Genomic DNA, 233 nt, shown 5'->3' on the forward strand with positions numbered 1-233 from the left:
TTCAGCTTGATAACAGATTAGTAAGTCCGAAGGATTTTGCGCTGAGACAAGGCGGCAAGTGAAGCGACGGAAGGAGCATACACCGGTATGTGACTGACGTTCGCGAAAGCAGCCAACGCAGTATCAGCCCAAAAGACACAGGACAGAGCACAAAGAATTTGCCTGGCGGCTGTAGCGCGGTGGTCCCACCTGACCCCATGCCGAACTCAGAAGTGAAACGCCGTAGCGCCGAT

The 233-nt window shown here is 54.1% G+C and carries 1 rRNA gene; it reads left to right on the plus strand.

What is annotated here, in order from left to right:
- Nucleotides 1-161: 161 nt before the first annotated feature.
- A 5S ribosomal RNA gene (rrf, locus tag OGV94_RS00055) occupies nt 162-233 on the plus strand; the annotation flags it as partial.

The organism is Citrobacter sp. Ce006 (assembly GCF_030336535.1).
Taxonomy (GTDB): Bacteria; Pseudomonadota; Gammaproteobacteria; order Enterobacterales; family Enterobacteriaceae; genus Citrobacter; species Citrobacter europaeus.